Annotated in this window: 13 protein-coding genes and 2 tRNA genes; 7 read left to right on the plus strand and 8 right to left on the minus strand. The window is 41.6% G+C overall.

The window, feature by feature from the left end; all coding sequences use genetic code 11:
* Positions 1–18: 18 nt before the first annotated feature.
* From C9I86_RS15350 to lolB, 7 genes are all read right to left on the minus strand, one after another.
* Positions 19–103, minus strand: a tRNA-Leu gene (locus tag C9I86_RS15350).
* A gap of 50 nt (positions 104–153) precedes the next feature.
* Positions 154–230, minus strand: a tRNA-Met gene (locus C9I86_RS15355).
* Positions 231–534: 304 nt separating this feature from the next.
* Positions 535–1,626: a redox-regulated ATPase YchF gene (gene ychF / locus C9I86_RS15360; RefSeq protein WP_080158108.1), complete on the minus strand. Its 1,092-nt coding sequence runs from the start codon at positions 1,624–1,626 to the stop codon at positions 535–537.
* 94 nt (positions 1,627–1,720) lie between these two features.
* On the minus strand, positions 1,721–2,311 hold the full coding sequence (gene pth, locus C9I86_RS15365) for an aminoacyl-tRNA hydrolase (protein WP_080158107.1): 591 nt from the start codon (positions 2,309–2,311) through the stop codon (positions 1,721–1,723).
* A gap of 248 nt (positions 2,312–2,559) precedes the next feature.
* Positions 2,560–3,507: a ribose-phosphate pyrophosphokinase gene (locus C9I86_RS15370; protein ID WP_036793517.1), complete on the minus strand. Its 948-nt coding sequence runs from the start codon at positions 3,505–3,507 to the stop codon at positions 2,560–2,562.
* A 32-nt stretch (positions 3,508–3,539) separates the two neighbouring features.
* Positions 3,540–4,418: a 4-(cytidine 5'-diphospho)-2-C-methyl-D-erythritol kinase gene (gene ispE / locus C9I86_RS15375; protein WP_080158106.1), complete on the minus strand. Its 879-nt coding sequence runs from the start codon at positions 4,416–4,418 to the stop codon at positions 3,540–3,542.
* A 50-nt stretch (positions 4,419–4,468) separates the two neighbouring features.
* A complete protein-coding gene (gene lolB / locus C9I86_RS15380) occupies positions 4,469–5,140 on the minus strand; it encodes a lipoprotein insertase outer membrane protein LolB (RefSeq protein ID WP_107276863.1) in 672 nt (223 codons plus the stop codon).
* A 214-nt stretch (positions 5,141–5,354) separates the two neighbouring features.
* On the opposite strand from lolB, the gene hemA reads away from it, so the two are divergent.
* The 7 genes from hemA to C9I86_RS15415 all read left to right on the plus strand — a co-directional run bounded on the left by hemA (position 5,355) and on the right by C9I86_RS15415 (position 12,227).
* Positions 5,355–6,617 (plus strand): glutamyl-tRNA reductase, encoded by a 1,263-nt coding sequence (gene hemA, locus C9I86_RS15385; RefSeq protein ID WP_107276864.1) that lies wholly within the window; start codon positions 5,355–5,357, stop codon positions 6,615–6,617.
* 45 nt (positions 6,618–6,662) lie between these two features.
* Complete coding sequence (prfA, locus tag C9I86_RS15390; protein WP_080158103.1) at positions 6,663–7,751, plus strand: peptide chain release factor 1; 1,089 nt, start codon at positions 6,663–6,665, stop codon at positions 7,749–7,751.
* The gene (gene prmC / locus C9I86_RS15395; protein WP_107276865.1) at positions 7,751–8,605 is read left to right on the plus strand and encodes a peptide chain release factor N(5)-glutamine methyltransferase; all 855 of its coding nucleotides are present in this window, start codon (positions 7,751–7,753) and stop codon (positions 8,603–8,605) included. Before prfA ends, prmC begins: the two co-directional genes overlap by 1 nt.
* Before the next feature lie 5 nt (positions 8,606–8,610).
* Positions 8,611–8,991: a SirB2 family protein gene (locus C9I86_RS15400; RefSeq protein WP_080158172.1), complete on the plus strand. Its 381-nt coding sequence runs from the start codon at positions 8,611–8,613 to the stop codon at positions 8,989–8,991.
* A gap of 13 nt (positions 8,992–9,004) precedes the next feature.
* Complete coding sequence (locus tag C9I86_RS15405) at positions 9,005–9,814, plus strand: SirB1 family protein (protein WP_162841605.1); 810 nt, start codon at positions 9,005–9,007, stop codon at positions 9,812–9,814.
* Between the two features lie 14 nt (positions 9,815–9,828).
* Entirely contained in the window at positions 9,829–10,683 is an 855-nt protein-coding gene (kdsA, locus tag C9I86_RS15410; RefSeq protein WP_199190808.1) for a 3-deoxy-8-phosphooctulonate synthase, read from the plus strand.
* Between the two features lie 284 nt (positions 10,684–10,967).
* A complete protein-coding gene (locus C9I86_RS15415) occupies positions 10,968–12,227 on the plus strand; it encodes an HAAAP family serine/threonine permease (RefSeq protein WP_080158100.1) in 1,260 nt (419 codons plus the stop codon).
* Between the two features lie 112 nt (positions 12,228–12,339).
* Here the strand turns inward: C9I86_RS15415 and C9I86_RS15420 are convergent, their stop codons facing one another.
* Positions 12,340–14,223, minus strand: a complete 1,884-nt coding sequence (locus tag C9I86_RS15420) for a methyl-accepting chemotaxis protein (RefSeq protein ID WP_107276866.1) — start codon at positions 14,221–14,223, stop codon at positions 12,340–12,342.
* Positions 14,224–14,509 lie beyond the last annotated feature (286 nt).

Consider the following 14,509-nt stretch of genomic DNA (forward strand, 5'->3'; position numbering starts at 1 on the left):
TCAACTCTATTGAGAGAATGGTGCGGAAGGAGAGACTTGAACTCTCACACCTTACGGCGCTAGAACCTAAATCTAGTGCGTCTACCAATTCCGCCACTTCCGCATTTTATCAATGAACAAGCATTGACTTTCAATCTTATAATAAAATTGAAATGGTGGCTACGACGGGATTCGAACCTGTGACCCCATCATTATGAGTGATGTGCTCTAACCAACTGAGCTACGTAGCCATTTTGCTTCCAACAGCCACTGCTCTTAGTGAGCCGCTTCGTTGGGAACGGGGCGCATTATGCTCATACCAGCTAAAACCGTCAATAGTTTTTTTTGAAAAACAGCGAAAATTCGTTTGTTCGTCGGTTATTTGGGCGAACTGGGCGAATCACAAACTGATATATGAATTGTCAGCTAACAATAATTAAAATTGTGACCTAGCGCTGATTTATTTTTAGGCTTGAGGTGATAAAAAATAAGCCAGCATAATGCTGGCTTATTCATCAATTCATCGTTATATCAATAATAATTGAATAGAAACGATTATACATTGAAGCGGAAATGTACTACATCACCATCTTTAACGATGTAATCTTTACCTTCTAGACGCCATTTACCCGCATCTTTTGCTGCTGATTCGCCGCCGCATTCGATGTAATCATCGTAGCCGATAACTTCAGCACGAATAAAACCTTTTTCAAAGTCTGTGTGGATAACACCCGCAGCTTTTGGTGCAGTAGCGCCAACAGGGATAGTCCAAGCACGCACTTCTTTAACACCAGCCGTGAAGTAGGTTTGTAGTGATAGTAGTTCATAACCAGAACGAATAACACGGTTAAGACCAGGTTCTTCGATACCCATGTCAGCCAAGAACTCTTCACGATCTTCATCGTCAAGTTCTGCGATTTCAGATTCCATTGCCGCACAGATAGGCACAACAATCGCGTTTTCTGTTGCAGCACGCTCAATAACTTTGTCTAGGAATGGGTTATTTTCAAAACCGTCATCATTAACGTTAGCAATGTACATGGTTGGCTTTAGCGTTAAGAAGTGCAGGTAATCTACTGCTGCTTTTTCTTCTTTGCTTAGTTCCATTGAACGTAGCATTTCGCCGTCAGTTAATATTGGCAGCATTTTTTCTAGTACTTTGATCTCAGTTTTAGCATCGTTATCACCGCCTTTAGCTCGCTTAGCGACACGGAAAATAGCGCGCTCACAGGTATCAAGGTCAGCCATTGCTAATTCAAGGTTGATGATATCGATATCTTCAAGAGGGTCAATACGGCCAGCAACGTGAACGATGTTCTCATTTTCAAAACAACGAACAACGTGACCAATAGCATCAGTTTCACGAATGTTAGCTAAGAACTTGTTACCAAGACCTTCACCTTTAGATGCGCCAGCAACAAGGCCTGCGATGTCTACAAATTCCATTGTGGTTGGCAGAATACGTTCTGGTTTAACGAATACTGCTAATGCATCCATGCGAGGATCTGGCACAGGTACAACACCTGTGTTTGGCTCGATAGTACAGAATGGGAAGTTAGCTGCCTCGATGCCTGCTTTTGTTAAGGCATTGAACAGTGTTGACTTACCAACGTTTGGTAGACCTACGATACCGCATTTAAAACCCATGGCTTGTAACCCTTTTGGTGATTATTCTGTAACAACTCAACTATAGTACTCAATGGTGAGTCTATAACGACAAAACAGTACTGTTATCAGTGTGCTATTCTGCCTTGAATGAATGAAGACGATTTTGTGCCTTACTGAGGCCGTCTTTTAGAAGCACATCAATACAGCGCACTGATTCGTCAACGGCTGCATTAATAAGTTCTTGATCTTTGGCCGGTGCCTTTCCTAGCACATAACCAGCGACTTTATTTTTATCGCCAGGGTGGCCAATGGCAATCCTTAGACGATAGAAATCTTTGTTATTGCCCATTTTGCTAATGATATCACGTAGGCCATTATGACCACCGTGACCACCGCCTTTTTTAAACTTGGCAACACCAGGAGGTAAGTCAAGTTCATCATGCGCCACTAAAATTTCTTCCGGTTTAATTTGGAAAAAATTAGCAAGCGCAGCAACAGACTTACCCGATAAATTCATGAATGTGGTTGGGATCAACAAGCGAAGATCTTGACCATTAGTTGTGATCCTGCCTGTTAGACCAAAATATTTTGGATCTTGACGTAGGGTAACGTTATGGACTCGAGCTAGTTCTTCAACGACCCATGCACCAGCATTATGGCGGGTTTGTGCATACTCTTGGCCAGGGTTTGCCAGGCCGACAAGTAACCGAATATTATTACTCACGCTTGTCTCTCTTGTCATATAGCAGTAGTGATAGCGTTTTGTGATGACCACTGTAATGGTTAAACCGAGCAATAGTCGGGTTCAAAACGCGCGCTATATTATACTAAATCAAGTGAAATTGATACGACTCTGCGGTGATCGGGTTTTTCAGCAGTCAATAAAAAATAAAACGCCCCGCAAAAGCGAGGCGTTGGTTTTTATTTAGCTAAGAATTTAGCTGAGATAAATCTCATTCTAATCGAACGTGATTAGTGCTCAAACATCGCAGAAATTGATTCTTCGTTGCTGATACGACGAATCGCTTCAGCTAGCATGCCTGACAGCGTAAGTACTGATACTTTACCTGTTGCAGCAATTTCTTTTGTTAGTGGAATTGAGTCAGTCACAATGATTTCATCAATGACAGATTCAGTGATGTTTTGTAGCGCACTACCCGAGAATACAGGGTGGGTCGCGTATGCAAATACACGTTTAGCACCGCGTTCTTTTAGTGCTTCAGCCGCTTTACATAATGTACCGCCAGTATCGATCATGTCATCAACGATAATACAATCGCGACCTTCAACATCACCGATTAGGTGCATAACTTGAGAAACGTTAGCACGTGGACGACGCTTATCGATGATAGCAATATCAGTATCATCTAATAGTTTTGCAATCGCGCGCGCACGTACAACACCACCGATATCAGGAGAAACAACCACTGGATCTTGTAGGTCTTTCGCTAACATATCTTCTAGCAGCACAGGGCTACCAAATACGTTATCGACAGGAACGTCGAAGAAACCTTGGATTTGTTCAGCGTGTAGATCAACCGTTAGTACGCGGTCAACACCTACATTAGAAAGGAAGTCAGCAACAACTTTGGCAGTGATTGGTACACGAGCAGAACGTACACGACGATCTTGACGCGCATAACCGAAGTATGGAATCACAGCAGTAATACGACCTGCAGAAGCACGACGTAATGCATCGATCATAACAACCAGTTCCATTAGGTTGTCGTTAGTTGGTGCACAAGTTGATTGAATAATGAATACGTCGCTACCACGCACGTTTTCATTAATTTGCACACATACTTCACCATCGGAGAAACGGTCAACCGTTGCGTCTCCTAATGAAATATAAAGACGATCAGCGATGCGTTGGGCTAGTTCTGGTGTAGCGTTACCAGCAAACAGCTTCATATCAGGCACGGTGTAAACCTCAGGTTGCGTCCAAGTTGTAATTACTGACAATCCATAGAATATGTGGCTAGCGTTGTCATCAAAGGAGATACGTTAACACCTTTTGCGACAAATCCTTGGAGCCAGTCAGGTAAATTATTCAAAATATCATTGGCATTTTGCTCGGAGTCACATTCAGCAAACACACAAGCGCCAGTACCAGTTAATCTTGACGGTGCATATTCTAACAGCCATGAAAGCGCCTGATCAACCTCGGGATTAAGACTTCTTACAATTTTTTCGCAATCGTTTTCGTAAACCCCACGTAACAGGGCATCTAAGCTGCGTTTTTTTGTATTACGTGGTAGTTGCGGATGGTTGAAAATTTCAGCAGTTGCGATGCTAATATCGGGTTTAGCGATGAGGTACCATTTTTCTTGTGGTAATGCAGGTTGTAATTTTTCACCAATTCCTTCTGCGAATGCACTATGACCTCGAACAAAAACAGGCACATCAGCCCCTAGTTTTAAGCCGATAGCGGCAAGTTCATCAACGGAGAGGTGTGTTTGCCATAAAAAATTCAATGCGACTAAGGTTGTTGCGGCATTGGATGAACCACCACCTAAACCGCCACCCATAGGCAAAATTTTATCAATGTGAATCTCTGCTCCAAAATTTACTTGCGCGGCTTGGCGCAAAGCAATGGCTGCGCGATAAATTAAATTATCTTCGGTGGCAACACCTGTAATGGTGGGTGTTAGGGTTATTTCACTATCTTGACGGGCTGTTATGGTTAATGTGTCGCCATAATCAACAAACTGAAATAATGTTTGCAAGTCATGATAACCGTTGTCTCGCTGACCTGTAATATAAAGAAAAAGGTTAAGTTTTGCAGGTGCTGGCCACTGAGTGGCAATATCAAATTTGGCGTTGTGGTTCATGAAAATAACTCATTATTACGTAAATTTAAAATATGAATAAACCAAGGTTATTACGCTGTTTTCCATTGGGAGACTTTTATTTTTATGGTTAAATTTCCTTGCCTTAAGGTCATTAGTGTTGGCAGTGAGGGGACTTGAGTATTGTCATAAGTACTGTAATGCATCTCCCAAGTTCGACCCGCTATTTTTTTGGTTAAAAAGGCGACTTGGTCATTTTTATTGAGTAGGTAATGATCGGCCCCTGTGGGTAAACCGATTAGCCAATCTTGCATTTGTTGGAGTGGTAAGCTAATGCCTGTGAGCTGTTGTACGAGTTGTGCAGCATTGGTTCCATGGTAGGTTTTACCATCTGGATCGGTCAGCGTTACCGCATTAGGACGAGCATCCAACTTAAGGATCGTTTTATACATTTTGGTTAAAATAAGTTGATAATCATCAGGTTGGTTTTGCCAATTAAAGGACAGCGTCACCCGTTGTTGTGGGCTAATATAACCAAAGACACCTTGAGCATGATAATTGGTGAGTTGTTTTAATTGGGCTTGATGGAGGGGCCAATCGGCTTTATGCGTTACTGTCGGTTGCTGGGCACAACCTGCAAGCAGTGATAGCGATAAAGCGAAAAGTGCACTAAGCCATTTTTTTTGATGTGCTGTAACCACATTTTTGAGTGGCGGGGTTACCGACGTGAAAGTGATATTTTTAACAAGATTACGCAATATCATCGTAGGGGATCTCTATCAAAATGAGTCAAAACAATAGCGATAATTTAATCGAATGCCAAATTATACCCCTTAACGAAGCTAAGAAGGTGGCTAAAAAACGATAAAAATGGTGTCATTATGGATTGATTACGTCTGTTGCCTTTTATTACGACATGGCATCAAGTAAAATCTGCACCTTAGATTTTTTCACTGCCAAAGTGGGTATACTGTTTCCATGACCTTGCTTGCATTAGGAATCAACCACAAAACAGCTTCTGTTGATTTGCGTGAGAAGGTAGCTTTTTCTCCTGAAAAACTGTCTTTGGCACTGCAGGAGCTTAAAAACCATCCTGAGGTATCAAGTGCGGTTATTGTATCGACATGCAACCGTACCGAAGTTTACTGTGAATTATCACAGTCAGGACCGGGTGTGATTATTGACTGGTTGACCAAATTTCATCAGATCACAGCCGAAGAATTGATGCCAAGCCTGTATTTTCATGAACAACAAGCTGCGGCGCGACATTTAATGCGTGTGGCGTGTGGCTTAGATTCGTTAGTATTAGGCGAACCGCAAATCCTAGGACAGGTGAAGCAGTCTTATTCGGAATCAAAAGACAATGGAACTGTGGTTGGTACCTTAGAAAAATTGTTTCAAAAAACGTTTACTGTCGCAAAGCGAGTACGCACTGAAACCGATATCGGTGGCAATGCGGTGTCTGTCGCCTATGCTGCATGTTCGTTGGCTAGACAAATTTTTGAAGCTTTATCAGGTGTGACGATGTTGCTCATCGGAGCAGGAGAGACCATTGAGTTGGTTGCTCGTCATGCAGTTGAACAAGGCTGTAACCGTTTAATTGTTGCCAATAGAACCCGTGAGCGTGCTGCTAATCTAGCGCGAGAATTTGGTGCTGAAGTGATTGGTTTAGAAGATATTCCCAATCACCTTCATTGTGCTGATATTGTGATTAGCTCAACGGCAAGCCCATTACCTATTGTCGGTAAAGGCATGGTCGAAGTCGCGTTGAAGCAACGTCGCAATCAGCCAATGCTCTTTGTTGATATCGCCGTACCACGTGATATTGAACCACAGGTGGGCGATCTTAATGACGTCTATTTATATTCTGTTGATGATCTGCATTCGATTGTCGAGAAAAATCGTGAGCAACGTAAAGTGGCTGCGATTCAAGCTGAGGCGATAATTGCTGAAGAAAGTATTGCCTTTTTACAGTGGCTACGTTCACTGGAAGCGGTGGATAGTATTCGTGATTATCGCCAATATGCCGAAGCAATAAAAAATGAGCTGTTACAACGCAGCTTACAAGCAATCGCCAATGGCACCGATCCTGAAAGAGCCTTGGTAGAATTGAGTAATAAATTAACCAATAAGCTTATCCATGCCCCGACGAAAGCCATGCAACAGGTCGCCAAAGATGGTGAATCTGACAAATTGGTTGTGATCCGTGAAGCACTTGGGCTGGATTCCTATAACGATTAGTAGTTGATGGCCTAGGCCTTCACTCCGCACCCTAATTAGAAGATTATGAAGCAATCAATTTTAGTTAAATTAGAAACGCTGGTTGAACGTTACGAAGAAGTTCAACATTTACTGGGTGATCCCGGTGTTCTTAGTGATCAAAACCGATTCCGCGCACTATCAAAAGAGTATTCTCAGCTTGAAGAAGTGACCAAGTGTTTCCAAGCGTACCAACAAGCGAAAGATGATCTTGAAGCCGCTGAAGAAATGGCGCAAGAAGATGACGCTGAAATGCGCGAAATGGCACTAGAAGAAATCAAAGACGCGAAAGCTGAAATTGAACGTTTAGCGGATGAGTTACAACTATTATTGATTCCTAAAGATCCTAATGATGATCGTAACTGTTTCGTTGAAATTCGCGCAGGTGCTGGTGGCGATGAAGCAGGTATTTTCGCGGGTGACTTGTTCCGTATGTACAGTAAATATGCTGAGCGTCGCGGCTGGCGTATGGAGATCATCAATGAAAACCGTTCAGAGCAAGGCGGTTACAAAGAGATGATTGCTAAAGTAAACGGCGATGGCGCTTATGGCGTATTAAAATTTGAGTCAGGCGGCCACCGTGTACAACGTGTACCAGCAACTGAATCTCAAGGCCGTGTACATACCTCTGCTTGTACTATCGCAATTTTACCTGAAATTCCAGAAGCTGAAATTCCTGATATTAATGCAGGAGATTTAAGAATCGATACTTTCCGTTCATCTGGCGCAGGTGGTCAGCACGTTAACACCACCGATTCTGCAATTCGTATTACTCACTTACCAACAGGTATTGTGGTTGAGTGTCAAGATGAACGTTCACAACATAAGAACAAAGCGAAAGCAATGTCTGTTCTTGCTGCGCGTATTATTAAAGCGGAAGAGGAACGTCGTCATGAAGCAGAAGCAAGTACTCGTCGTAACTTGTTAGGCTCAGGTGATCGTTCTGACCGTATTCGTACTTATAACTACCCACAAGGTCGTGTTTCTGATCACCGTATTACGCTAACACTTTACCGTTTAAATGAAGTGATGGAAGGTGACTTAGACGCCTTGATCCAACCTGTATTTACTGAATACCAAGCCGATCAGCTTGCTGCGATGGCTGAGCAAAACTAATGTCACGTAGCATTGAATGTCTATTACAACAGACCAGTGCACAACTTGCGATTGCGGGCTCAAATAGCCCGCAATTAGACAGTGCTGTATTGCTATGTTATGTATTAGATAAACCGCGTAGTTATTTGTTAACATGGCCTGAAAAGCAGCTTGATGATACGCAATTTGACATGTTTTCAGCGTTATTAGCCCGTCGAATAGCGGGTGAGCCGATTGCTTATATTGTCGGCGAACGTGAGTTTTGGTCATTGTCATTAAAAGTGGCTCCGTCGACATTAATTCCCCGTCCTGATACTGAAAGATTGGTTGAACTCGCGTTAGAGAAAATTCCAACGCATCAATGTCAGGTACTAGATTTAGGGACCGGAACAGGCGCCATAGCCTTAGCTATCGCATCTGAACGAGCGGATATTGCCGTTACTGGAATTGATTTACGCCCCGAAGCCGTCGCATTAGCCACTGAAAATAGCCACAGATTAGATATTACCAATAGCCGTTTTTTATGCGGTAGTTGGTATTCCCCACTTGAACAACAGCCTCAATTTGCCGTCATTGTCAGTAATCCGCCTTATATAGATGAAGCGGATCCACATCTGATTGAAGGTGATGTACGCTTTGAACCTAAAAGTGCGTTAGTCGCTAGTGATAACGGACTCGCTGATATTCGTATTATTAGCCAATATGGACGCCAATATTTATTACCTGACGGTTGGTTACTCATGGAACATGGTTTTGAACAAGGCGCAGCCGTTCGAATGATTCTTGAGCAATTAGGCTATGTGCAGGTATCAACATGTCAGGATTATGCTGGGCTCGATCGTGTTACGATGGGTTGCTGGCAAGGAGATCATTAACAATGATGTATATGGCAATGAAACACATCCACCTTACTGCAATTGCGTTAAGTGTCTTATTGTTTGTCGCACGCTATATAATGGTGATGGCAAACTCATCAATGATACAGAAAAAATTCTTTAAGATTACTCCCCATATCATTGATACGATCATGTTAGCGTCTGGTGTGGCATTAATTTTTATTACTGGCTTTATGCCTTTTACCGCTGGTAATGGCTGGCTAACAGAAAAATTAACCTGTGTTCTTGCTTATATAGCATTAGGTTATTTCACTCTTCATCATGGAAAGAATAAAGTCTTTAAGACGTTTGCCTTTTTAGGCGCAATTGGCTGGCTAGTGCTAGCGGCACAATTAGCGATCACTAAAACACCTATCTTAGGCTAATGCAGGTAAAATCATGATGCCATTTAATGAACAAGAGCTTAATCAGATGCCGTTGGTTGATGGCGCGATTGCTTTCATGGCTGAAGTCGAGGCTGATTTCCCAACAACATGGGTACAGCTGCGCTTGACACAGTTAGCACAAGAAGCTGAACAAATGCTAATGGGGGAGGTTAACCCTCGTTTACGTTTAGATGGGTTATTACGACTGTTTTATCGTGAGTGGGGATTTCAAGGCGATCTTCAGCAGTATTTCTCATCAGAAAATGCATTTTTAGATAAAGTATTAGAACGACGCAAAGGGATCCCAGTTAGTTTAGGGGCAATTTTGTTGTATCTGGCTAAGCAGCTAGAATTACCTGTTGAAAACGTTGGTTTTCCAACTCAATTTTTATTGAAAGTTGTGTGGTCGAAAGATGATATTCAATACATCAATCCTTTTGATGGTGAATTTGTTAGCACCCATATTTTACGGAGTTGGTTGATTGGTCATCGTGGTCCTTTTGCTGAATTTAAATCTGAGTATCTTGATGAACAACAAAATAACGTTATTTTATCGCGCTGGTTAACGGTAATGAAAAGTGCGTTATTACGAGAAGAACAATTTACTGATGCGTTACGTTGCAGTGATTTAGCACTCGTATTAAATCCAGGCGATCCACACGAAATTCGTGATCGGGGCTATATTTACCAGCAACTTGATTGTCTTCATGCGGCTGCGGTAGATTATTCTTATTTTATTGAGCAATGCCCTGAAGATCCTGCTGCTGATTTACTTAAACTTCAAGTTGATGCTCTATATGAAGAGCCTCTTACCTTGCACTAGATGAGAAGATAAATATGATGCAACAAAAAATTGTTCGTGTTGGTGATATTGATGTTGCTAACGATAAGCCATTCGTCCTTTTTGGTGGTATGAATGTGCTAGAGTCGCGTGATTTAGCGATGGAAATTTGTGAGCACTACGTAGAAGTAACCAACAAATTGGGTATTCCTTTCGTATTTAAAGCGTCTTTTGATAAAGCTAACCGCTCATCTGTACATTCGTACCGTGGTCCTGGCTTAGAAGAAGGTTTAAAAATCTTCCAAGAACTAAAAGACACTTTTGGTGTGAAAATCATTACTGATATTCATGAAAAAGAACAAGCACAAGTTGTTGCTGATGTAGTTGATGTGATTCAGCTACCTGCTTTTCTTGCTCGCCAGACTGATCTTGTTGAAGCAATGGCAAAAACAGGTGCCGTGATCAATGTGAAAAAACCACAGTTTATGAGTCCTGGTCAAGTAGGTAACATTGTCGAGAAGTTTGCTGAGTGTGATAACCACAATGTGATTCTATGTGAGCGTGGCGTATTGCATGGTTATGATAACCTTGTGGTTGATATGTTAGGCTTTGATGTAATGAAAAAAGCATCAAAAGGTAGTCCAATTATTTTTGATGTAACGCACGCACTTCAATGTCGCGATCCTCTAGGCGCTGCGTCAGGTGGTCGTCGTGAGCAAACCATTGATCTTGCGCGTTCAGGTATCGCGACAGGTATTGCTGGTTTATTTATGGAAGCACACCCAACGCCAGATTCTGCACGTTGTGATGGTCCATCTGCTTTCCCACTTGATAAGCTTGAGCCTTTCCTTGCGCAAATTAAACAATTAGATGATTTAATTAAAAGTTTTGCACCAATCGAAGTGAACTAATTATCTATTAGAGATAGCTTTTTGGCCCTATGAATTCTGTTCATAGGGTTTTTTTGTGTAAAAATCACGCGATGTTGAAAAAATTGTTTAATTGAAAATTTTGGTTGTTTATTCTAAAATTTAACCATAAAAGCAGTTTAATATGTTGCTTATTGTTACTTTATTAGTGACTGTAGGATATTGAACTCTGTTATTTTAGGGTGATCTGTGTCACTCTTTTTTTGAGTCTTGTCGATGCTCGTTTCATACTGATGGCCAGTTTTATTAAGTCGTAGTGAGTTACCGTGTCAATATCACAAGATCTTTCCGCATCTGAAGCCGCAACCGTTTCGTCTCGTTGGACTAAGCATGACACCAGTTGGATGTTAAGCTTATTTGGGACCTCCGTTGGTGCTGGCATTTTATTTTTGCCGATTAATATTGGTTCTGGTGGTTTTTGGTCATTAGTGATCATGGCATTATTGGCAGGGCCTATGACATTTTGGGCTCATCGCGGGTTGGCTCGGTTTGTTTTATCATCTACCCAAAAAGATGCAGATTTTACTGATGTGGTTGAAGAGCATTTCGGCCAGCGTTATGGACGCTTAATCTCACTGCTTTATTTTCTGTCTATCTTTCCTATATTACTTATATACGGTGTCGGCTTAACCAATACGGTTGATAGCTTTATGGTGCACCAACTTAATATGGCTCCACCGTCACGCGTTTTGCTATCCGGTGGGTTAGTGTTTGGTATGATCGCTATTATGCTTGCAGGTGAAAAAACCATGCTACGAGTATTTAGTATGATTGTTTACCCTTTGGCACTTATTTTAGCGGGCATTTCAATTTATTTGATCCCAAGTTGGCATATGCCTGATTTTAGCTTTCATCAAAGCATTGGTGATTTGAGTGCGTCGTTATGGTTAGCTGTTCCCGTGGTTGTCTTTGCTTTTAGCTATACGCCAGTGGTCTCCGGTTTTGTTAATGCTCAGCGCCGTCAATATGGTAAACAAGCACATACCAAATCAGAAACAATTCTAAAACGTACGTCAGTGATGTTAATTGCGTTTGTACTGTTTTTTGTTTTTTCATGTGTACTGAGCTTAACGCCAGCACAACTTCAGCAAGCGAAAGTGGATAATGTGTCAGTGTTATCGTATTTAGCGAATGTTGAAGACAGCCCTTTTATTATGATTTTAGGGCCATTAATTGCTTTTATTGCAATTACATCATCGTTCTTAGGGCATTTCATGGGGGCTCGTGAGAGTTTTAATGGCTTAGTTGCTAAGCAGACTTCTTTATCATTAAAGACCATTGATAAGATCGGCATTGTTGTGATGTTTATCAGCATTTGGTTTGCAGCGGTAATGAACCCAAGTATTTTAGGTATGATGGAAGCGCTGTCTGGGCCAGTGATTGCGATGATTCTATTTTTAATGCCTATGCTGGCGGTATATCACATTGAAAGCTTAAAAATCTATCGCGGCAAAATAAGCACGTATTTCATCTTATTGATGGGGTGTTTAGCGGTTGGTGCGATTGTATTTAATATGGTTAAGTAAAATGGTAGCGACCTAAAGCATAAAAATAAAGGCTTGCTACTCTGTTTCTAGTTTCAACTAGCAGCAGGGTAGGCAAGCCTTTATTGTTGGTCATTAACTGGATAGCGAATAATTACAGTTTAAATCGATTAATTTCTTGTTGCAGTTCATGTGACAATGTTGATAACTCAGCAGCTTGTTTTGCTGCTTCATTAGCTTCTATTGCTAATTCATTTGATACATCACGAATTCCCTCAGTGTTACGAGTAATTTCAGATGTCACCGATGATTGTTCTTCTGCCGCAGAAGCAATTTGTGTTGCCATATCACTGATATTATTTACAGCTGTCGTGATTTGAGACAAGCTTGCAGAGGCCGAATTAGCATCATCAACACTGGTTTCTGCTAAATGACGGCTATCATCCATGATTCCCACCGCTTGGCTGGTGGTTTGCTGCAGCGTTTCGATCATCTGCTGAATTTCTTGAGTGGAAGCATGGGTACGTTGACTCAATACTCTAACTTCATCAGCAACAACAGCAAATCCTCGTCCTTGTTCACCCGCACGTGCCGCTTCGATAGCTGCATTCAGGGCTAATAAGTTGGTTTGCTCTGCAATACCTTGAATTGTAGAAAGAATTGTATTAATACTTTGTGCATGGCTGTTTAATGCGCTGATCACACCCGTTGCCGTTTCTACTTCTTGGGCAAGACTCGCGATTGATTGTTGGCTTTGGTTAACTTGGACGCTGCCATGGCCTGAAGCAATCACCGTTTCTTCTGAGGTGCGGGCCGTATTTTCTGCATTTGACGCAATTTCATGGGTAGCGGCTGCCATCTCATTAATTGCCGTCGCCACCATATTAATTTCATCTTGTTGAAATTGAATACGAGTACTGCGTTCTTCTGCTTGAGAAGCTGTAATATGTGACTGTTGGTTTAAGGTGCTAGATACGAGACTTAAACGCGTCAGCATGCTATGGAGGTTACTCACAAATAAGTTGAAGTTATGTGCTAGTTGACCCACTTCATCATTGCTATGAGGTTCAAGACGACGGGTTAAATCACCTTCACCACTCGCAATTTCTGCTAAGGCTGCTGATACTCGATTAAGATCGCGAAAGAGGAAATTAACTAATACTGTTAAGGCGGCGATCACTAATAGTGTAATAACGATTGCAGTAATAATTAACTGCTGTAACGCTGAATAGTAATTGGCTTCTTCTGTTGCTCGATCCATTTCTAACGCTAAAATCCAGTCAGTATTCGGTACGTTAGAAAAATAGAATACTTTCTGGTGGCCATTTATGGTTAAGCTTTGGGATTTGTTCGTTGCAACCTGCTGTTCAATATTGGCTAATGTTAATTGGTTACTGTATTGCGCTAATGGTTTGAGTAATAGTTGCTTATTCGGGTGAGCGAGAAAAGTGCCATCTTGTTTATTAATCAGCATGGCAAAAGCATTATCACCAACATCAAGGCTAATAACATCATTGATTAATTGATCGATGAGAACATCAGCACCCACAACGCCCACCATTTGGCCTTTAGCTTGTAATGGCTGAGCTATCGTGACTAATAAAGCATTAGTAATCGCATCTTTATAAGCGGTGGTAATGATTTGTTTGCCTGCTGTTTGTGCATCGCGATACCAAGGTCGAGTACGTGGATCGTAGTCAGCACGATTACGTTCAGGATGTGATCGCTCCATGGCGCCATCTACGGCACCAAAATAAATATCATCAAAGCCACCGCTTTTACGTGCTTGCTCTAAAAACATCACATTATTGGGTTGATCATAATATTTATCGAATGATTGTGTAATTGCACGGCGAATATTCATCCAGTCGGCAATACCTATTGTTGCTGTAGAGGCAATACTATGAGCACGCTCTGAGGTACTGGCGTGAGTCTCATTATCGAGTTGCTTGGCAGCCAACCATGTTAATGCTGTTGCCATTATTATCACCGCAGATACGCTAGCAATGATCAGTTTTTGTTTGAGTGAAAACTGCATTAGTTCATCTCATGAGTAAAAATATACCCTATGAGAGCAAATTCTAACTGGCATTACAATTGATTCAGTTATGATTAAATATTTTATTTTAAATGGGGTAAGATGTTGATATTTTATGACTTTTTATTGGCGCTAATGACGGGGAATACAGTCAAAATATTGGCGTAAATGTTTTTTTGACGGTTTTTTACGGAGAGTTATTATTGCGCATATGGATGTTTAGACGTCTAGATGTTGACAGTGATGACACATCCCATTAACCTAAGGGAAATTCTAAAATAGATAT

Source organism: Photobacterium sp. NCIMB 13483, from assembly GCF_003025475.1.
Taxonomy (GTDB): Bacteria; Pseudomonadota; Gammaproteobacteria; order Enterobacterales; family Vibrionaceae; genus Photobacterium; species Photobacterium piscicola.